Below are 17,991 nucleotides of genomic sequence, written 5' to 3' on the forward strand. Positions count from 1 at the left end.
CCGCGGCTCACGCGTTCTTGCGGTCGCGCCACTCGAGGAAGGCCGGCACCCGGTCGAGCGCGTAGCCGTCGGGGCCGTCGTCGCCCGAGAGCGGGATCGTGAGCAGGCGCGTGCCCGCCGCGTGCAGCGCGTCGAGGCGCTCGAAGCCCACGCCGCCGATGCCGTCGCGCACGCTCGCGCCGTTCGAGATCTCGATCTCGGCGACGTCGCGGCCGATCGCCTCGCACAGCCCGCGCAGCACGTCGAGCTTCTGCGGCAGCTCGTCGGGCCCGACGAAGGAGTGCCAGATGTCGCCGTGGCGCGCGACGAGCGGCAGCGTCTTCCGCTCGCCCTTGCCGCCGATGAGGATCGGCATGCGGCCGAGCGGCGGCGGGTTCAGCTGGTCCCAGCGGGCGCGGATGCGCGGCAGCGCCTCGGCGAGCGCGTCGAGCCGCGTCCCGACCGTGCCGAAGTCGTAGCCGTAGTCGATGTAGTCGCGCTCGAACCATCCCGAGCCGATGCCGAAGACGAAGCGGCCGCCGGAGATGTGGTCGATCGTGCGGGCGACGTCGGCGAGCAGATCGGGGTTGCGGTAGGAGTTGCAGAAGACGAGCGGGCCGATCTGCACGCGCTCGGTCGCGACCGCCCACGCGGCGAGCTGCGTCGTCGACTCGAAGTGCACGCCCTCCGGATCGCCAGAGAGCGGGAAGAAGTGGTCCCAGCCGAAGACGGCGTCGACGCCCATGTCCTCGAGCCGGCGGGCGGCGTCGATCGTGGCCTGCATGGGGGCGTGCTGCGGCGCGAGCTGCACGCCGATCCTGGTGGGTCGCTCAGTCATGCGATCGACCCTACGCGGCTAGCCTGGGGCGGTGACCGCAACGCCCCTCGCCCCCATCGCCGAGCGCGCCCAGGCGCCCGCCACGCTGCCCGAGATCACCGCCGGCTCGCTGACGTGGCGCCCCGCGAGCGTCGACGACGCGCCCGCGCTCGTCGCGCTCTACGGCGCGGTCGGCGACGCCGACCGCGAGCCGTACCGCGAGTCGCTCGAGGAGGTGCACGACGACCTCGCGGCGCCGTGGCGCAGCCTCGACACCGACTCGCTGCTCGGGTTCGACGCCGACGGCGAGCTGCGCGCATCCGGCTTCGTCAACACCGCGCCCGGCGACGTGCGCGCCGTGCGCGCCTTCGTCTTCGGCAACGTGCACCCCGAGCGCCGCGGCGAGGGCATCGGCACGCAGCTGCAGGCATGGCTCATCGCGCGCGCCCGTCAGGTGCTCGCCGCCTCCGGCAAGGAGCTCCCCGCGCGCATCGCCACGTTCGCCGAGGACGACGCGCCCGAGTCGAAGCTGCGGCTCCACGAGCAGGGCGGCTTCGAGATCCGGCGCTGGTTCGCCGACCTCAAGCGGCCGATCGTCGACGGCGAGCCCGTGCCGGAGGTCGCGCTGTCCGGCTCCCTGCGGCTCGTGCCCTGGTCGGACGAGCTGGACGAGCCTGCGCGGCTCGCGCACAACGACGCCTTCCGCGACCACTGGGGCAGCGAGCCGCAGACCCGCGAGCAGTGGACCAACGGGCGCAGCGAGTTCGCGCCGACGTGGTCGTACCTCGTCGTGGACGACGCACCCGACGTCGACGCGCTACTCGCCGACCCGTCCACCGACGAGGAGACGGCCGCATCGCTGCGTGCCGGCGAGCCGCTCGTGGTGGGCTACCAGCTGGCGAGCCGCTACGAGGGTGACTTCGCCCTGCGCGGCTACTCCTTCGGCTACACCGATCTGCTCGGGGTGCGCCGCGCCTACCGCGGCCGCCGCGTCGCGGTCGTCGCGCTCGCCGCGGGCATCCGCGCGTTCGCCGCCGACGGCATGGACGCCGCGGTGCTCGACGTCGACACCGCGAGCCCGACGGGCGCCGACGGCCTCTACGCGCGGCTCGGCTACGCCAAGGTCTCCGGCTCGCACATGGCGTCGATCGAGCTCTGACCGGCCCCTACCAGGGCAGCGAGCCGAGCGCCTCGGCGACCGGCGTCCCCCCGGCGTTGCAGCGGAGCGTGATGCCGCGCACGCCGCGGTGCGCGACCACCTCGGCGATGAGCCGCGCGACGGTCGCGCGCGAGATCTCGCTGGACTCGAGCGAGCCCGAGGGCTCGTCGAGCTCGATGCCGCCCTCCTCGTCGAGCGTGAGGGTGGAGGGCGCGAGGATCACCCAGTCGGCGCCGGACGCGCGGATGGCCTCGTCGACGAGCGACTTCGCCTCGGCGTAGGTGTGGAACGGGTGGTCCTCTGGCACGCCGTGGTCCCGGCGGGAGCCGAAGTAGGAGACCATCACGAGCCGCGCGCCGCTGCGCTGCACCGCGTCGAGCACGCGCAGCGCCGCATCGTGGTCGACCGCCCACGTGCGCTCGGCCGAGCCGCCGCCCGCGCCCGCCGACCAGACGACGACGTCGAAGCCCTTGACGAGCTCGTCGACGCCCTGCTGGTCGAGCTGCTCGAGGTCGGCGACGACGGGCTCCGCACCGGTGTCGGCGACGTCGCCGGCGTGGTCGGGGTTGCGGATGGCGCCGTGCACGGTGTGCTGGGCCGATGCGAGCATGCGCTGCGCGAGGAGGGCGATCTTGCCGTGTCCGCCGAGGACGAGGATGCGTGCCATGGCCGCAACGCTACGCGGAGCGCCTGGGCGTCGTGCCTCAGTAGTAGACGGCGAGCCTGCCGCTCGGCCCGTCGACCATCTGCACGGGCGTGTCGAACACCCGCGACAGCACCTCGTCGGTGAGCACCTCATCGGGCGTGCCGAACTCGACCACCTGGCCGTCCTTCACGGCGCAGATGCGGTCGGCGTAGTGCCCCGCGAAGTTGATGTCGTGCAGCACGATGACGATCGTGCGCCCCAGCTCCTCGGCGGCCCGGCGCAGGTGCTGCATCATCTGGACCGAGTGGCGCATGTCGAGGTTGTTGAGCGGCTCGTCGAGCAGCACGTACTCGGTGTCCTGCGCGAGCACCATCGCGACGTAGGCGCGCTGCCGCTGACCGCCCGAGAGCTCGTCGAGGTAGCGGTGCTCGAGCTCCCGGAGGTCGACGAAGTCGATCGCGTCGCTCACGTGCCGCTCATCCTCGGGCGTCAGGCGGCCGGGCGAATGAGGGAAGCGGCCGAGCGCGACGAGCTGGCGGATGGTGAGGCGGGTGACGAAGTGGTTCTCCTGCCGCAGGATCGAGACGACGGTCGCGAGCCGCTTCGACGGCGTGCGCGTCACGTCGTGCCCCGCGATCTCGATGGAGCCCGCGTCGAGGCTCAGCAGCCTGCCCATCATCGTGAGCAGCGTCGACTTGCCGGCGCCGTTGGGGCCGACGAGCGCCGTGATGCCGCCGCGCGGGATGTCGAGGTCGACCGGCCCGATCGAGACCTCGCTGCCGTAGTCCTTCCGCACTCCTCGGAGCGTGATCACAGTCGGCCCTTCCTGAGGATGACGAAGAGGAACACGCTGCCGCCGATCAGCTCGATGATGATCGAGACGACGCCCTCCGCGTAGAACACGTGGCGCATGATGAAGTAGGCGCCGCTCAGCACGACGAAGCCGAGCAGCGCGGCGACCGGGAGGATGTACCGGTGGTCGTGCGTGTCGGCCGCCTGGTACGCGAGCGTCGCGACGAGGAACCCGAGGAACACCATCGGCCCGACGAGCGCGGTCGAGACGGCCATGAGGACCGACACGAGCAGCAGCACGCGCATGACCTCGCCGCGGTGGTGGAGCCCGAGGCTCGTGCTCGCGTCGCGGCCGAGCGCGAGCACGTTCATCCGCCGCGACCGCAGCCACAGCAGCGCGGCAGCGACGACGACGAGCGGGATCGCGATCGGCAGGTAGTCGGCGTCGGCGTTCGAGACGTTGCCGAAGAGCCGCGCGCTGAGCACGTCGAACTCGCTCGGCGAGAGCAGCCGCTGCATGAAGGCCGAGACCGAGCCGAGCCCGCCGCCGATGACGATGCCGATCAGCAGCATCACCTGGAGGTTGCCGTAGCGGCCGGAGAGCAGCCAGCCGTAGAGCAGCAGCGCGAAGCCGACCATGAGCCCGACCTGCAGCACGAACTGCGGCACGCCCTGGAGGGCGACGACGCCGGCGATGCCGAGCATGTAGACGGAGGTGGTCTGCACCGCCACGTAGAGCGCCTCGAACCCCATGATCGACGGGGTGATGATGCGGTTGCTCGTCACGGTCTGGAAGCTGACGGTCGCGAAGGCCTGGCAGACCGCGACGACGGCCATCACCGTGACGCTCGTGGCCCGCATCTCGGCGATCGTCCAGAAGCCGGCGGAGCCGATCGGCATGGGGTTGTCCCACGCGAGCAGGCCGAAGCCGAACACCAGCGCGAGCACGACGAGCGCGCCGAGCACGACCCAGTAGCGTCGGCGCGCGCGCCCGGCGAGCGGTCCTGAGGTGCGCGCGGCCGTCGGCACAGCATGCGCAGGCATCGCAACCGCTCGCGCGCCGTCCGCTGACCCCGAGCGCACGACGTCAACCACGGCGACGCTGCCGCAGCAGGAGGGCGATGAACACGATGGCGCCGAGCACGCCGAGGATGAGCGACACCGGCACCTCGAACGGGGCGATGATCGTGCGGCCGAGCAGGTCGCACGCGGTCACGATCGCGATGCCGACGAGGCACACCCATGGGAGGTTGCTGCGCAGGTCGTCGCCGCGCACCATCGACACGACGTTCGGCACGATGAGGCCGAGGAACGGGAGGTTGCCGACGACGACGGTCACGACGCCGGTCGCGATCGCGACGAGCGCGGCGCCGAGCAGCACCACGCGCTGGTAGTCGAGGCCGACGTTCGTGGCGACCTCCTCGCCGAGCCCCGCGAGCGTGAAGCGGTCGGCCACGATGAAGACGACGATCGCCACGACGGCGACGATCCAGAGCGGCTCGTACTGGCCGCGCAGCACCGAGGTGAAGCTGCCGGCGAACCAGACGCCGAGGCTCTGCAGCATGTCGGTCTGCAGCGCGATGAAGGTCGAGACGGCCGAGACGACGGCGCCCATCATGATCCCCACGATCGGCACGATGAGCGACGAGCGCAGCGAGATGCGGCGCAGGAAGAGGAAGAACAGCATCGTGCCGACGAAGGCCGCGGCGACCGCGCCGAGCATGCGCGGCAGGATGCCCGCGGTCGGCACGATGATCATGACGGCCATGAGCCCGAGCCCCGCCCACTCGGTGGTGCCGGTCGTGGTCGGCTCGACGAAGCGGTTCTGCGTGAGCAGCTGCATCACCAGGCCGCACATCGCCATCGCCGCGCCCGCGAGCACGAGCGCGATCGTGCGCGGGATGCGCGTGATCGCGAACATCTCCTGCCCGTCGCTCGCACCGAAGACGTCGTAGACGCCGGTGAGGAGCGACGCGCCGAGCAGCAGCAGCACGACGGCGATGCCGATGACGAGGCGGCCGTCGAGCAGCGGCGGGCGCGTGCTCGCCCGGACGTCGGTGGTGGTCATCGCTCCCCCGCTGGGCGCCGCGACGGCGCGACGACGGCGGCCCCGGCCACAGGACCGGGCACCGCCGCCGTCGCGAGCGTCACGATCGGATCAGCTCGCCGACTCGAGCGCGTCCGCGAACGCCTCGAAGAACTCGGTGTAGGTCTGGATGCTCTCGTTCGTGTACGTGTCGGCGGGCATGTAGACGATCCGGTCCTCCTGCACCGCGGTGACGCCGGCGAGCGCCTCCGAGCCCTCGAGGATGTCGGCGGCGGGCGAGAAGGCCGGGTCGTCGGCGGCCACGGCCGCGTCGCGGTCCATCACGAGCATCCATGCGGGGTTCGAGGCCGCGATCGCCTCGACCGAGATGTCGTCGCCCTGGTGGTCGTCGGTCGAGCCGTCGACCTCGAGCGCCGGCGTGAGGCCGAGGATGTCGAACACCGGCCCGAGCGTGCGGCCGACGCCCGGCGCGAGGTAGCCGATCTCGCCGCCGGAGGTCGTGACCGCCATGACGGAGTCCGCGTCGTCGTAGGCCGCGGCAGCGCGCTCGATCGCGGCGTCGAAGTCGGCGACGAGCTGCGCGGCCTCCGCCTGCTTGCCGAACACCTCGCCGAGCACGGTCACCTGGCGGCGGAGCTCCTCGTCGAAGGGCTCGCCCTCGCGCGGCTCAAGCTGCAGGATCGTCGCGTCGGGCACGAGGGCGGCGATGTCGGCGTCGCGGTCCGAGAAGCGCTGGCCGCTGATGACGAGGTCGGGCTCGACGGCGACGATGGCCTCGAGGTCGGGCTCGCGGTGGTTGCCGATGTCGATGATCGCGTCGTCCTCGGTGTACGAGATCGTGTCGGGCATGAGCGCGACGGCGGCGGCGCTCAGCTCGATGCCCCAGGCGTCGAGCGTCTCGAACGTGCGGTTGTCGAGCGCGACGACGGAGGTCGGCGGCAGCTCGATCGTGTGCGTGCCGGCGTTGTCGGTGATCTCGACGGTCGAGGCGGCGGCTGTCGTCTCGGCGGGCGCCTCCTCGGCGGTGGCGGCCGAGCAGCCCGCGAGGAGCATCGCGGACGCGGCGAGCGCCGAGAGGCCGGCGAGCGAACGGTTCGAGGGCATGGCTGTCTCCTTGTGCTGGATGCCGCCGGCGCACTGGACCGGCGTGGGCTCAGCGGGGCGAGGTCAGCATGCGGCCGCGGGCGGCCCTGCATATCTGATAGCAGGCTATGAGGTAAGCCTTACCTAAGTCAAATCTTTCGGCGCGGCGCGTCAGCCGTTGCCGAGCATGCGCTGCAGCGCCGCCTGGTCGGGGCCGGAGAGCTCGCCGAAGGCGCCCTCTGCCTTGGGCTTCCCGAAGGCGCTCCCCTGCGGCGCCTCCACCGCGGGCTCCTGGCGCTTGGCGGGGTTGCCGGACCGTCGCTGCTGCTTGCCCTGCGGCTTCGCGGCCTTCTTCGGCGCGCGCATGCCCGGAGGCATCGGACCCATGCCGGGCATGTTGGGCACGCCGCCCTTCGCGACCGTCTTCATCATCTTCGCCGCCTGCTCGAAGCGCGAGACGAGCTGGTTGACGTCGGTCACGGTCACGCCTGCGCCGCGCGCGATGCGCAGCCGGCGCGAGCCGTTGAGCAGCTTCGACTGCTTGCGCTCCTGCGGCGTCATCGACTGGATGATCGCCTCGGTGCGCACGAGCTCGCGCTCGTCGAACGAGTCGATCGCCTGGCGCATGCCCTTGCCGCCCGGCAGCATCCCGAGCATCTGCTTGAAGTTGCCGGCCTTGCGCAGCTGCTGCATCTGCTTGAGGAAGTCCTCGAGCGTGAAGCCGTCGGTCGCGATCGCCTCCGCCATGCGGAGGGCTTCGTCCTCGTCGAAGGCCTTCTGCGCCTGCTCGATGAGCGTGAGGATGTCGCCGAGGTCGAGGATGCGGCTCGCCATGCGGTCGGGGTGGAAGGGCTCGAAGTCGTCGAGCGACTCGCCCGTCGACGCGAAGAGGATCGGCTTGCCGGTCATGCCGCGGATCGAGAGCGCGGCGCCACCGCGCGCGTCGCCGTCGAGCTTCGTCAGCACGACGCCGGTGAAGTCGACGCCCTCCTGGAAGGCCTTCGCGGTCGCGACCGCGTCCTGGCCGATCATCGCGTCGATGACGAACAGCACCTCGTCGGGCTGCACGGCGCGACGGATGTCCGCGGCTTGGCGCATCATGTCGGCGTCGACGCCGAGGCGGCCGGCCGTGTCGACGATGACGATGTCGTGCTGCTTGCGCTTGCCCTCGGCGACGCCGTCGCGGGCGACGCGCACCGGGTCGCCGACGCCGTTGCCGGGCTCGGGGGCGAAGACGGGCACGCCCGCCTGGCCGCCGACGACCTGCAGCTGCGTGACGGCGTTCGGTCGCTGCAGGTCGCTCGCGACGAGCAGCGGCGTGTGCCCCTGGCCGAGCAGGTGCTTCGCGAGCTTGCCCGCGAGGGTCGTCTTGCCGGCGCCCTGGAGGCCGGCGAGCATGATGACGGTGGGCGGCTGCTTCGCGAGCTCGAGCCGGCGCGACTCGCCGCCGAGGATGCCGACGAGCTCGTCGTTGACGATCTGCACGACCTGCTGCGCGGGGTTGAGCGCCTCGGAGACCTCCGCGCCGAGGGCGCGCTCGCGCACCGCGGCGGTGAACGACTTCACGACCTCGAGCGCGACATCCGCGTCGAGCAGGGCGCGACGGATCTCCCGCACCGTGCCGTCGACGTCCGCCGCCGAGAGCTTGCCCTTCGTCCGCAGCTTGGCGAGGGTCTCGGTGAGGCGGGTGGAGAGTGAACCGAAGGCAGCCATGATGGGCCGAGTCTACCGATCCGACTGGCATGCTGGTGGCGAGCAGGCCTCGCCTGCCGCCAGCACGAGGAGGGTCCGGATGCGTCTTCGAGGCATGCCGCCGTCGCACGCCAGGTCGCTGGCGCGCAGCGTCCGCTTCCACGGCTTCACCATCACGGCCCTCGCCCGCCACGCGGCGCGCGTGCACCGCGACAGGCTCGGGCTCGTCGTGGACGGCTGGAGCGTGACCTTCGGGGAGCTCTGGAGCGCGGCGCAGGGCGTCGCCGCGGTGCTCTACCTCGGCCCGCTCGACCGCACACCGCGGCCGGTCGTGATCGCGTGCGCCGGACCGGCGATGCCGCTCTCGCTCATCGCCGTCGCGCGGCTCGGGCTCGACGTCATGCCGGTGAGCCGCGGCTCGCTCGAGGAATTCCGCCGCGCCGTGCCGCAGGACGCGCTGCTCATCCACGACGGCGAGGCGCCCGCCTGGCACCGCGGGCCGACGGTGCAGGCCGAGCAGATCGTCGCGTGGTCGACGAGCGACGGCTCCGGGCTCGCCCGACCGCGCCGCCGCGCGCGCATCGTGCTCCCCGACCGCTCGCTCGCCGGCACCATCACCACGCACGTGCAGGGCGCGATGGGCGTGCAGGGCCTGCGGCAGCTCGCCGGCCTGCACGACCGGCTCGGCATCGAGGGCACCGACGTCATCCTCACCTGCGCGCCGCTGCACCGCGGCAAGGGATTGCAGCTGCTCGGCATGGCGCTGCTCACCGGCGCGACGCTCGTGAGCGCCGCCCACACGCCGTCGGCCGATCGCATCCGCATCATCCGCGACCGCTTCGTATCGGTGCTCTCCGCCTCACCGAGCCAGCTCGCCGGCATCCTCGACGAGCTCGAGCGCACCGGCGAGGCGCCCCCGCGGCTGCGCCGCATCGTGGTCGCCGGCCAGGATGTCGACGCCGACCTCGTGCGCCGCCTCCACACCGTCTGGGGTCCGATCGTGCTGAGCGCCTACGGGTCGGTGCAGACCGGCACGGTCGCGGTCGCGACGCCCGAGCTGCTCTCGGCGCATCCCGGCACCGTCGGGCGACGCCTGCCGGGCAGCGACTTCGGCATCGTCGGCCACCGCGGCCGCGGCGACGCGAGCGGCCTGCTGTGGGTGCGCGGCGCGCACTCGACCGTGATCACCGAGGACCGCGCCCGCATCGAGGACGGCATGCTGACGATCGTCGGCCCGCTCACGCAGCCCGACACGTCGGACTAGCGGGCCTAGCCGCCGCCCACCTCGGCGACGATCTCGCCGACCTGGAGGGTCACGAGCAGCATCCCGGGACGGCGCGCCTCGATGTCGGCGAGGATCGGGCTCGACCTGGCGCGCTCGTCGGGGACCCACACCTCCATGTGCCCGTCGTCCGTGGGGCCATGGCCGACGATGTCGGGGCTGTCCGCTGCGAGGAGCAGCTCGAAGGTGCTGCAGAGGTCGGTGAAGGTCCAGGAGCGAGGCTCGCCCAGCCGCCATTGCCCGACGGTGAAGCCTGCCGCGGCGAGCCCGTCGGTCGCTGCGTCCACGACCTGTCGCGTGCCCTCGACGTCGTGGGCGACCGGATAGACGACGACCTCGTCGACCCGGATGCCCACGGAGGCGAATGCGTCCGGCTGGTCGACGGCGAGCGCGTAGCGGAGCGCGAACGCCCAGGTGTTCCCATACGGGTCGAGGTCGGTCGGAGACACCGGAAGGATGCCCGTCAGCGAGCGACAGTCCTCCGCGAGCACCGGCGGCGGCATCCCGGATGGCGGATCGCGCTGGGCCTCCATCGAGTGCGCCGCCGGCGCGCTCGCGGTCGGCGCGCTCGCGGTCGGCGCACTCGCGGTCGGCGCGCCCGAAGCACATGCGACGAGCGCGACCGTCAGCAGCGCCGCTGCGAGCAGTGCCCGCAGCCGTCTCACGAGCGGCTCCGCTTCATGACGGCAGTATGCAGACGACGCGCGGGTTCGTCCACGGGCCGATTCGGAAACGCGGTCTACCCGACGAGCTGCTCGACAAAGACGTGCGGCGTGAACCCGGTCAGGTCGTCGATGCCCTCGCCCTGGCCGATGAGCTTGATCGGGATGCCGGTGCGCTCCTGCACCGCGAGGATGAACCCGCCCTTGGCGCTGCCGTCGAGCTTCGTCACGACGAGGCCCGTGATGCCCGCGTGCTCGATGAACGCCATCGCCTGGTTGACGCCGTTCTGGCCGGTGGTCGCGTCGAGCACGAGCAGCACCTCCGCGATCGGCGACTGCTTCTCGATGACGCGCTTGATCTTGCCGAGCTCGTCCATGAGCCCGCCCTTGGTGTGCAGGCGGCCGGCGGTGTCGATGATGCACATCGAGTGGCCGTGCGCCTTCGCCGCCTCGACGGTCTGGAAGGCGACGGATGCGGGGTCCTGGCCCTCGCGCTCCGGGCGCAGGATCGCTGCGCCCGCGCGCTGCGCCCAGGTGGCGAGCTGCTCGACGGCCGCGGCGCGGAACGTGTCGGCGGCGCCGACGACGACCGACTGGCCGTTCACGACGAGGAAGCGGGCGAGCTTGCCGATCGTCGTGGTCTTGCCGACGCCGTTGACGCCGACCACGAGGATGACCGCGGGCCGCTCCTTGAGCGCGAGCGTCGGGTCGTACTCGGCGAAGCGCTCCTCGAGCCGCTCCCGCAGCATCCGGCGCAGGTCCTGCGGGTCGTCGACCATGAGCCGCTCGACGTCGGCGCGGAGCGCGTCGACGAGCTGCTCGGTGATGTCCGGGCCGAAGTCGGCCGTGATGAGTGCCGTCTCGAGGTCGTCCCAGGTCTCCTCGGTGATCGTCTCGCGCTGGAACATGCCCCGGAGGGCGCCGGTGAGAGACCACTTCGCTGCCATGCGTCCATGCTAGGCGGGCAGCCGCTAGACTCGGCTCCGGCGAAGGGGAGTATCCCGACTCGCCGCGATCGTCATCACGGAGCCCGATGCTGCGCTCCCGGTCGCGGCGGCGCGTGAAGCGCGGGAGAGACGTTCGCGCCCGTTCGCGCACCCATCGGAAGGCCGTCGCTTGACTCCCTATCAGATCTTCGAGATCGCCTCGATGGCGATCCTCGTCGCCATCCTCATCTTCGACCTGCTCATCGTCATCAAGCGGCCGCACGTGCCGTCGATGAAGGAGGCGACCGGCTGGGTCGTCGTCTACGTCGCGCTCGCGCTCGTCTTCGCCGGCGTGCTCTTCGTGATGGGCGACGCCCAGCACGCGGGCGAGTTCGTCACCGGCTGGCTGCTCGAGTACTCGCTGTCGATCGACAACCTGTTCGTCTTCATCATCATCCTGAGCCGCTTCTCGGTGCCGAAGGAGATGCAGCAGCGGGTGCTGATGATCGGCATCCTCATCGCCATCGTGCTCCGCGGCATCTTCATCGTCGTCGGCGTGCAGCTCGTCGAGCAGCTCTCGTGGCTCTTCTACATCTTCGGCGGCTACCTCGTCTACGTCGCCTACAAGCAGGCGTTCGGCCACGACGACGACTCGGGCGAGAAGGACAACCTCGTCGTCCGCCTGATGAAGAAGCGCGTCAACTTCACCGACACGTGGAACGGCGGCAAGGCCACGCTCACCGAGCAGGGCGTCCGCTACTTCACGCCGTTCCTGATGGTGATCATCGCGCTCGGCACGACCGATCTGCTGTTCGCGATCGACTCGATCCCCGCGATCTTCTCGGTGACGACGGATCCGTTCCTCGTCTTCGCGTGCAACATCTTCGCGCTCATGGGTCTCCGCCAGCTCTACTTCCTGCTCGGTGGCCTGCTCGACCGCCTCGTCTACCTGCACTACGGCATCGCGGCGATCCTCGGCTTCATCGGCGTCAAGCTCGTCTTCCACGCCATGGAGGAGAACGAGCTGCCGTTCATCAACGGCGGCCAGCACATCGAGTGGGTCCCCCACATCGAGACCTGGCACTCGCTGCTCGTCATCCTCGTCTCGATGGTCGTCGCGGTCGTCGCGTCGCTCATCAAGATCCGCATCGACGCCAAGCAGACCGGCGACGCATCGCTCCACCTCGGCCCGTCCGAGGCCGAGCTGGGCGCCGACGGCCACTACCACATCGTCGACGCGACCGGCCGGACCTTCTACCGCCCGCTGCGGGTCGAGCACTCCGAGACCGGCACGCTCCAGGTGATCGACGCGAAGGGCACCGAGGCGCCCGCCGCCGACTTCCACGAGGACGTGCTGCGCGAGGCCGCTCGCGAGGACATGGACCCGGATGCGCTCGATGAGCTCCGCCGTCGCATCGCGAAGGGCGAGAACCTCGACGCGCGCGAGCTCGACGAGCGCGGCGACCGCAACGTCTGACCGACGCGTGACCGGGGCGTCCGGCATCCTCGCGTGGCTCGCGCCGCGCGCGGTGCCGGGCGTCGAGGTCGTCGGGCCCGATGGCTACCGGCGCGCGCTGCGCGGTCCCCGCGTGGCGACGGCGGCCGTCGCCGACGACGTCGCCACGACAGCCGACCCCGACCTCGCGCGGGTCTTCGACCTGCACCGGGCAGCCGGTGGCACGGATGCTCGGGCCGATGCGGATGCGCGCCTCACGTGGGCGGCGGAGCGGCACGGCGTGCCGGCGCTCGCCGACGCCATCGCCGCGCAGCCGGCGCTCGCCCAGCCGGGGTGCGCCGACGCGCACGAGATGCTCGTGCGCGCGATCGTCGGGCAGCAGATCTCGGTGGTCGCGGCGACGCAGCAGCTCGCGCTGCTCGGCGCGCTCGGCGACTCGTTGCCGCCGGAGCTCGCCGACGACGGCGTCGAGCGCTGCTTCCCCACGATGGCGCAGGTCGCCGACGGCGCCGGCGTGCTGCGCGGTCCCGCCGCGAAGACCGCGACCGTGCGGCGGGCGGCCGAGGCGGTCGCGAGCGGCGCGATACCCCTCGAGCGCTCATCCCACGTTGGCACTGCCGACCTCGAGGCGATCCGCGCGCAGCTGCTCGAGCTCAAGGGCATCGGCCCGTGGACCGTCGGCTACCTCTCGCTGCGGCTCGGCGATCCCGACGTGCTGCTGCTGGGCGACGTCGCGGTGCGGAAGGGCGCGCGGCGTCTCGGCATCGGCGACGGGCTCGCCGACCTCGCCGCATTCGCCGCCGACTGCGCGGGCCACCGCTCCGCGCTCATGCTGCGCTGCTGGGCGGCGGCGAGCGAGCCGGCCTGATCGAACCCTCGACCATCGGTCGAGGCCGGTTCGCCGACGGGGCTTGCGCTCCGTCGGTGCGAGGCGCATGCTGATGCGACCCTCTCCGGAGGGTGACCCTCCTCGGAGGGCCGGAGGCCCCGCACGCTCATACCGCGCGGGGCCTCCTCCTCGTCAGCGGCCGTCCCGCCGCCATTGGAGCCCCGGATGCACGAAGCCCGGCCACCTCATACGTGGCCGGGTTCCTGTGCCGCCATCAGATCAGTCGCCGTGCACGCCGTCGCGCAGCGGGGACGGCGTGTCGGCGCGCGCGTGCGCGGCCGGCTGCGGACGGTGCACGAGCGTCACGAGCACCACCGACAGGATCATCAGCAGGAACCAGCTGACGATCTTCGTCCACGACACCGGCTGCCAGCCGCCGACCTGGTCGGGGTAGGCCCAGGCGCCGCCCCAGGTCGCGATGTTCTCGGCGCCCCAGATCACGACCGCGACGAGCGCGAACGCCGCGAGGATCGGCATCCGCAGGTGAGTGCGCAGCACGCGGAAGCGCATGGTGCACGCGCCCCACAGCAGCACGATCGCGGCGACGAGCACCCAGCGCAGGTCGATCCAGAAGTGGTGGAGGAAGAAGTTCGCGTAGATGCCGACCGCCACCGCGATCGTCGCCCAGAGCGGCGGGTAGCGCGTGAAGCGCAGGTCGAACATGCGCATCGTGCGCACCATGTAGGAGCCGACCGCGGCGTACATGAAGCCGGAGAACAGCGGCACGCCGCCGACGCGCAGGATGCCCTCCGCCTCGTAGGCCCACGAGCCGACGTCGGTCTTGAAGAGCTCCATGACCGTGCCCGCGATGTGGAAGAGCGCGACCACCCACAGCTCGCGCAGCGTCTCGAGCCGGAAGCCCAGCATCGCCAGCTGGATCAGCACGGCCGCGACAGTGAGCGCGTCGTTGCGCGCGACGGCCGCGTCGTCGGGCCACCAGAGCCGCGCGGCGAGGATGCAGGCGAGCAGCAGCCCGCCGAAGACGCTCGCCCACGCCTGCTTGAGCGTGAAGACGCCGAGCTCGATGACGCCGCGTCGCCAGCGCGAGCGGCCGCGGCCGTCGAGCAGCCGGTGCGCGGCGCGGTCGATCGCCTCCTCGACCGCGGTGAACTCGCGGGCCGACGCCGATCGAGCGCTCATCGGGCGGGTGCGGTCACCGACGCCGCGTGGCGGTGACGACGAACTTCGCGTTGCGGGAGACCTGCCGGGTCTCGCCGATCCGATCGAGCAGCGGGCGGTAGCCGAGGTGGGCGTTCCACACGCACCACAGCTCGCCGCCGTGCGCGAGCGCCCGGCCGGCGTCGGCGATGAGCCGCTCCGCGATGCCCGTGTGCACGGCCGCGCCGATGTGGAACGGCGGGTTCAGCAGGATGAGGTGCACGGAGCCGTAGGGCACGTCCTCGAGGCCGTCGGCCTGCCGCACGACCACGCGGTCCTCGACCGCGTTCGCGGCGGCCGTCGCCCGCGCCGACGCCATCGCCGCGGCAGAGGCGTCGGTCGCGAGCACCCGGATGTCGGGGTGCGCGAGCGCGAGCGCGACGCCGAGCACGCCGGTGCCGCACGCCAGGTCGACGACCTGCGGCGCATCCGCTGCGAGCGGGCGGTCGAGGATCTCGGGCAGGTGCGCGAGCAGCGTCTGCGCGCCGATGTCGATGGACGTGCCGGCGAACGCGCCGCCGTGGGCAGCGACGATGAGCGGCTCCCCCGCGACGTCGTGCCGGCGCGTGCGCGGCCAGCTGATGCCGGGCCGACGCGGCGCCTGCGCACGCAGCACCCGCGACTTGCGCCAGCCGAGCGACGCGTGCACGCTGCGGAAGCTGCGCTCGAGCAGCGCGTTCATGCTCATCGACATGTGCTTCACCCGCCCGCCGGCGACGAGCACGACGCGCTCGTCGGCGTGCGTAGCGACGAGCTCGGCGATCTCGTCGAGCTCGTCGAGCGACCTGGGCAGCTGCAGCAGCACGAGCCGCGCGCCCTCCACGAGCGAGGCGTCGAGCTGGTGGTGCGCGTAGCCGCTCATGCCCGCCGCCGCGGCGTTCGCGTCGAGCGCCCGCTCCCCCACGATCGAGTCCTGGTGCACCCGCACGTGCTCGGCGCCGTCGTGCAGCGCGCCGAGGGTGAGCGCCCCGTGCCGGTCGCCGATCACGACGACCTCGGCGGGCATCCGGCCCTGTGCCATCCCCCCGGCCGCCTGGTCGAGGACGAGCGCGTCGCTCGCGTCGTGCGCCTGCAGCGCCGCATCCTCGACGTCGGGCCACCGGCGGAGGCCGGCGAAGAGGGCGTCGCGGTCGGTCACCCGTCGATCCTCGCACCTCGCGACTCTGGCGGGCGTCCGTCGCAGGGAGTACGTTCGCCCGCGTGACCACGGAACAGCGTTACGTCGCCCCCGCCGCCCTCACCTCCCTCGCCGACAGCCTCCGCGGTCGCCTCACCACCCCCGACGACCCCGGCTACGACGCCGAGCGCTCCCCCTGGAACCTCGCCGTCGACCAGCGCCCCGCGGCGATCGCCTACCCCGCAGGCGTCGACGACCTGCAGGCGATCCTCGCCTTCGCCCGCGACAGCGGCGCGACCGTCGCCGTGCAGCCGAACGGGCACGGGGCCTCCGGCTCGCTCGAGGGAGCGATCCTCACGCGTCCCGCCGCCTTCGACCGGCTCGAGATCGACGCCGATGCACGCACCGCGGTCGTCGGCGCGGGCGTGCAGTGGGGCGCGGTGATCGCGGCGCTCGACGGCACGGGCCTCGTCGTGCCCTCCGGCACGAGCCGGGTCGTGAGCCCGGCCGGCTACCTGCTGGGCGGCGGCCACTCGTGGCTGAGCCGCTGGGCCGGGCTCGGCGCGCAGTCGCTGCGGGCCGCGTGGATCGTGCGGCCGGACGGCACGCACGAGCGCGTCGACGACGCATCCGACCCCGACACCATGTGGGCGCTGCGCGGCGCCGGCGGCGCGGTCGGCATCGTCACCGAGCTCGAGATCGACCTGCTCGAGGCGCCGACGCTCTTCGGCGGCTCGCTCGTGTTCTCGGCCGCCGACGGACCCGCGGTGCTGCGGGCCGTGCGCGATGCGGCGGCGGACGCGCCCGAGGGGCTCGGGCTGTTCGTCTCGACGATGCGCATGCCGGACGCGCCGATGCTGCCGGAGGAGGTGCGCGGGCGCAGCTTCACGACCGTCGACGTGCTCGCGCGCGCGGAGGCGGACCTCGCACCGCTCGCCGACCTGCGCGCCGTGGCGACGCCGGTGCGCGAGCAGCTCGGAGCGACGACCCAGGCGGCGATGGCCGCGATGTCGATGGAGCCCGAGGACCCGTCGCCGAGCCGCGGCAGCTCGATCGCGCTCGATGCGCTGCCCGACCCGGTGATCGACGAGCTGCTCGAGTGGCGCGCGCTGCCGGAGCAGGCGGCGCTCATCGGCGTGACGATGCGCATGCTGGGCGGTGCGCTCGACGCGCCGCAGCGCCCGGGCTTCGCGACGCTCGCGGGCGCCTCGTGGCTCTCGATGGGGCTCGCGCCGATGTTCCCCGGCGCACCGCCCGAGGCGGGCGCGGCGAGCCTCGCCGGCCTCGACGCGCTGCTGCGGCCGCACGCCTCCGAGCGGATGGTGCCGACCTTCCTCGGCGAGGACGACACGCTCGAGCGCTGCGCGACCGCCGACGACCTGGCGCGGCTGCGCGCGATCCGCGACGCCGCCGACCCCGACGGCGTGCTGCACGAGGGACGACTCCCCCGCTGACCTCACCGCTGCCCGGCGAATCAGGCGGCGGCTCAGCGCGACCCCTCAGCGCGACTGCTCGAGCGCTCCCCGCGCGGCCTCGGCGATCGCACGCACGCCGGCCGACGCGCGATCCGCGGTCGTGCACGCGAGGCTCACCGCGACGACGTCGTTCCGGGCGACGATCGCGGTGACGGCCTCCACGACCCGCTCGAGCGACGGTCCGCCGCCCACCGGGAACAGCAGGCCGGGCAGGTCCGCGCCGTCCACGACGTCGACGTCGACGTGGAGCACGACCGGGCGGTCGGTCTGCACCGCGTGGAGCGGCTCGTGCCGGACGCGCGAGGCGGCGAGGAAGGCCGCCTCCGGCGGGTCGAGGTCGCGGCCGTCGAGCAGCACGACGTCACCCTCGTCGAGCGGCCGGAGGCCCAGTGACTCCGGGACCGTCCGGTCGGCGCCGCCGAGCAGCTGCCGGATGGGCATGCCACCGAGGTAGCCGGAGGCGCTCGTCTGCGGCGACTGCACGTCGCCGTGGGCGTCGAGCCAGACGACGACCGGGTCGTCGCCGGCGCGCTGCACGCCGGCAACGACCGCGAGCGCCGCGACGCAGTCGCCAGAGAGCACGAGCGGCACCGCACCGCGCGCACGCTCCTCGGCGACCGCATCCGCGATGCCGCGCGCGATGACCGCCATGCGCTCCCACGGCGCTGCATCGGGCAGCGACGGGTCGAGCACGGTCGTGGCGTCGAGCGGCCAGCCGCCGCGCAGCCGCTCGTCGAGGTGGAACGGCGACAGGATGACCGGCATGCGGTCACGCTAGCCCGAGCGGGGAGCGCTGGACGTGCGAATGCCG

At 72.6% G+C, this 17,991-nt stretch carries 17 protein-coding genes; 5 read left to right on the forward strand and 12 right to left on the reverse strand.

Translation table 11 applies throughout. From position 1 onward, the window contains the following. Positions 1 to 7: 7 nt before the first annotated feature. Entirely contained in the window at positions 8 to 817 is an 810-nt protein-coding gene (locus ACVWW9_RS14185) for an LLM class F420-dependent oxidoreductase (RefSeq protein ID WP_456516003.1), read from the reverse strand. A gap of 31 nt (positions 818 to 848) precedes the next feature. Here ACVWW9_RS14185 and ACVWW9_RS14190 point away from each other — a divergent pair, with 31 nt between their 5' ends. Then, a complete protein-coding gene (locus tag ACVWW9_RS14190) occupies positions 849 to 1,955 on the forward strand; it encodes a GNAT family N-acetyltransferase (protein WP_456516004.1) in 1,107 nt (368 codons plus the stop codon). Positions 1,956 to 1,962: 7 nt separating this feature from the next. Here the strand turns inward: ACVWW9_RS14190 and ACVWW9_RS14195 are convergent, their stop codons facing one another. From ACVWW9_RS14195 to ffh, 6 genes are all read right to left on the reverse strand, one after another. Next, complete coding sequence (locus tag ACVWW9_RS14195) at positions 1,963 to 2,622, reverse strand: NAD(P)H-binding protein (protein WP_456516005.1); 660 nt, start codon at positions 2,620 to 2,622, stop codon at positions 1,963 to 1,965. Between the two features lie 37 nt (positions 2,623 to 2,659). Next, positions 2,660 to 3,415 carry an iron ABC transporter ATP-binding protein gene (locus tag ACVWW9_RS14200; protein ID WP_354260150.1) on the reverse strand — a complete coding sequence of 252 codons (756 nt, stop codon included), beginning with the start codon at positions 3,413 to 3,415 and terminating at the stop codon, positions 2,660 to 2,662. Next, positions 3,412 to 4,437 carry an iron chelate uptake ABC transporter family permease subunit gene (locus ACVWW9_RS14205; protein ID WP_456516006.1) on the reverse strand — a complete coding sequence of 342 codons (1,026 nt, stop codon included), beginning with the start codon at positions 4,435 to 4,437 and terminating at the stop codon, positions 3,412 to 3,414. Before ACVWW9_RS14205 ends, ACVWW9_RS14200 begins: the two co-directional genes overlap by 4 nt. 43 nt (positions 4,438 to 4,480) lie before the next feature. Continuing rightward, on the reverse strand, positions 4,481 to 5,461 hold the full coding sequence (locus tag ACVWW9_RS14210; protein WP_456516007.1) for an ABC transporter permease: 981 nt from the start codon (positions 5,459 to 5,461) through the stop codon (positions 4,481 to 4,483). A gap of 90 nt (positions 5,462 to 5,551) precedes the next feature. Beyond that, on the reverse strand, positions 5,552 to 6,544 hold the full coding sequence (locus ACVWW9_RS14215; RefSeq protein WP_456516008.1) for a siderophore ABC transporter substrate-binding protein: 993 nt from the start codon (positions 6,542 to 6,544) through the stop codon (positions 5,552 to 5,554). A 150-nt stretch (positions 6,545 to 6,694) separates the two neighbouring features. Further along, positions 6,695 to 8,236, reverse strand: coding sequence for a signal recognition particle protein (gene ffh, locus ACVWW9_RS14220; protein WP_354260141.1), 1,542 nt, complete (start codon positions 8,234 to 8,236; stop codon positions 6,695 to 6,697). 79 nt (positions 8,237 to 8,315) lie between these two features. On the opposite strand from ffh, the gene ACVWW9_RS14225 reads away from it, so the two are divergent. After that, positions 8,316 to 9,479 carry an AMP-binding protein gene (locus ACVWW9_RS14225; protein WP_456516009.1) on the forward strand — a complete coding sequence of 388 codons (1,164 nt, stop codon included), beginning with the start codon at positions 8,316 to 8,318 and terminating at the stop codon, positions 9,477 to 9,479. A 5-nt stretch (positions 9,480 to 9,484) separates the two neighbouring features. On the opposite strand, the gene ACVWW9_RS14230 is transcribed toward ACVWW9_RS14225, so the two are convergent. Beyond that, positions 9,485 to 10,162, reverse strand: coding sequence for a hypothetical protein (locus ACVWW9_RS14230; RefSeq protein ID WP_456516010.1), 678 nt, complete (start codon positions 10,160 to 10,162; stop codon positions 9,485 to 9,487). Positions 10,163 to 10,236: 74 nt separating this feature from the next. Beyond that, on the reverse strand, positions 10,237 to 11,106 hold the full coding sequence (gene ftsY / locus ACVWW9_RS14235; protein ID WP_123698210.1) for a signal recognition particle-docking protein FtsY: 870 nt from the start codon (positions 11,104 to 11,106) through the stop codon (positions 10,237 to 10,239). A 169-nt stretch (positions 11,107 to 11,275) separates the two neighbouring features. Here ftsY and ACVWW9_RS14240 point away from each other — a divergent pair, with 169 nt between their 5' ends. After that, positions 11,276 to 12,562 (forward strand): TerC family protein, encoded by a 1,287-nt coding sequence (locus ACVWW9_RS14240; protein WP_354260132.1) that lies wholly within the window; start codon positions 11,276 to 11,278, stop codon positions 12,560 to 12,562. A gap of 7 nt (positions 12,563 to 12,569) precedes the next feature. Then, positions 12,570 to 13,409 (forward strand): DNA-3-methyladenine glycosylase family protein, encoded by an 840-nt coding sequence (locus ACVWW9_RS14245; RefSeq protein WP_456516011.1) that lies wholly within the window; start codon positions 12,570 to 12,572, stop codon positions 13,407 to 13,409. Between the two features lie 240 nt (positions 13,410 to 13,649). On the opposite strand, the gene ACVWW9_RS14250 is transcribed toward ACVWW9_RS14245, so the two are convergent. Beyond that, a complete protein-coding gene (locus tag ACVWW9_RS14250; protein WP_456516012.1) occupies positions 13,650 to 14,570 on the reverse strand; it encodes a DUF817 domain-containing protein in 921 nt (306 codons plus the stop codon). 13 nt (positions 14,571 to 14,583) lie between these two features. After that, the gene (locus tag ACVWW9_RS14255; protein WP_456516013.1) at positions 14,584 to 15,726 is read right to left on the reverse strand and encodes a class I SAM-dependent methyltransferase; all 1,143 of its coding nucleotides are present in this window, start codon (positions 15,724 to 15,726) and stop codon (positions 14,584 to 14,586) included. 62 nt (positions 15,727 to 15,788) lie between these two features. Here ACVWW9_RS14255 and ACVWW9_RS14260 point away from each other — a divergent pair, with 62 nt between their 5' ends. Beyond that, positions 15,789 to 17,159 (forward strand): FAD-binding oxidoreductase, encoded by a 1,371-nt coding sequence (locus ACVWW9_RS14260; protein WP_456516014.1) that lies wholly within the window; start codon positions 15,789 to 15,791, stop codon positions 17,157 to 17,159. Positions 17,160 to 17,204: 45 nt separating this feature from the next. On the opposite strand, the gene ACVWW9_RS14265 is transcribed toward ACVWW9_RS14260, so the two are convergent. Next, positions 17,205 to 17,945 carry an arginase family protein gene (locus tag ACVWW9_RS14265; RefSeq protein ID WP_456516015.1) on the reverse strand — a complete coding sequence of 247 codons (741 nt, stop codon included), beginning with the start codon at positions 17,943 to 17,945 and terminating at the stop codon, positions 17,205 to 17,207. Positions 17,946 to 17,991 lie beyond the last annotated feature (46 nt).

It is taken from the genome of Agrococcus sp. UYP33 (assembly GCF_054060915.1).

What these genes read in the sequence shown, in the direction of transcription:
- ACVWW9_RS14185 (WP_456516003.1), bottom strand. Translation starts at nt 817, where the DNA reads ATGACTGAGCGACCCACCAGGATCGGCGTGCAGCTCGCGCCGCAGCAC.
- ACVWW9_RS14195 (WP_456516005.1), bottom strand. Translation starts at nt 2,622, where the DNA reads ATGGCACGCATCCTCGTCCTCGGCGGACACGGCAAGATCGCCCTCCTC.
- ACVWW9_RS14205 (WP_456516006.1), bottom strand. Translation starts at nt 4,437, where the DNA reads ATGCCTGCGCATGCTGTGCCGACGGCCGCGCGCACCTCAGGACCGCTC.
- ACVWW9_RS14210 (WP_456516007.1), bottom strand. Translation starts at nt 5,461, where the DNA reads ATGACCACCACCGACGTCCGGGCGAGCACGCGCCCGCCGCTGCTCGAC.
- ACVWW9_RS14215 (WP_456516008.1), bottom strand. Translation starts at nt 6,544, where the DNA reads ATGCCCTCGAACCGTTCGCTCGCCGGCCTCTCGGCGCTCGCCGCGTCC.
- ffh (WP_354260141.1), bottom strand. Translation starts at nt 8,236, where the DNA reads ATGGCTGCCTTCGGTTCACTCTCCACCCGCCTCACCGAGACCCTCGCC.
- ACVWW9_RS14225 (WP_456516009.1), top strand. Translation starts at nt 8,316, where the DNA reads ATGCGTCTTCGAGGCATGCCGCCGTCGCACGCCAGGTCGCTGGCGCGC.
- ftsY (WP_123698210.1), bottom strand. Translation starts at nt 11,106, where the DNA reads ATGGCAGCGAAGTGGTCTCTCACCGGCGCCCTCCGGGGCATGTTCCAG.
- ACVWW9_RS14250 (WP_456516012.1), bottom strand. Translation starts at nt 14,570, where the DNA reads ATGAGCGCTCGATCGGCGTCGGCCCGCGAGTTCACCGCGGTCGAGGAG.
- ACVWW9_RS14265 (WP_456516015.1), bottom strand. Translation starts at nt 17,945, where the DNA reads ATGCCGGTCATCCTGTCGCCGTTCCACCTCGACGAGCGGCTGCGCGGC.